Here is a 560-nt window from a genome sequence, read left to right on the forward strand (position 1 = left end):
CAGTGCAGCATATCAACGCCGGCCTCGACGAGCGGCATAAGCCAGTCTGTCATCTCGTCCGGGGTCGTGGCCAGCCGCGCGGTATAGTCCTGCTGTTTCCATTGGCTAACGCGCAGGATCAGCGGGAAGTCCGGGCCAACGGCGGCGCGGATGGCTTTCACGATTTCTGCGGCAAAGCGAGAGCGTTCTTTGATCGTGGGGCCGTTCCAGCTGTCGTCCCGCTGGTTCGTGCCGGACCAGAAAAACTGGTCGATCAGGTAGCCGTGTGCGCCGTGCACCTCGACCGCGTCAAAGCCTGCGTCGCGGGCCAGCTTGGCCGAGGATGCGAAGGCCGCGATCGTGTCTGCAATGTCCGCCTCGGTCATCGCGCGGCCTCGGGGGTCGTTCGGGCCAACAAGGCCGGACGGGCTTTCCACTTCGGCTTCGGGCTCCCATTTCCCGCCGCGAGTCGAGCCAGTGTGCCAGATCTGCGGCGCGATTTTGCCGCCTGCCGAATGCACGGCAGAGGCGACATCGGCCCAGCCGGCCATCGCCTTGTCTCCGTGAAAGAACGGAATGCC

1 protein-coding gene is annotated in these 560 nt (G+C 65.0%); it reads right to left on the reverse strand.

What is annotated here, in order from left to right; translation table 11 throughout:
* Nucleotides 1–530 (reverse strand): oxidoreductase (locus tag E1B25_RS22030; RefSeq protein WP_483458032.1); only part of this gene is annotated, 530 nt, incomplete at its 3' end.
* Nucleotides 531–560: the final 30 nt, after the last annotated feature.

It is taken from the genome of Antarcticimicrobium sediminis (assembly GCF_004348975.1).
In the GTDB taxonomy this organism is placed as follows: Bacteria; Pseudomonadota; Alphaproteobacteria; order Rhodobacterales; family Rhodobacteraceae; genus Antarcticimicrobium; species Antarcticimicrobium sediminis.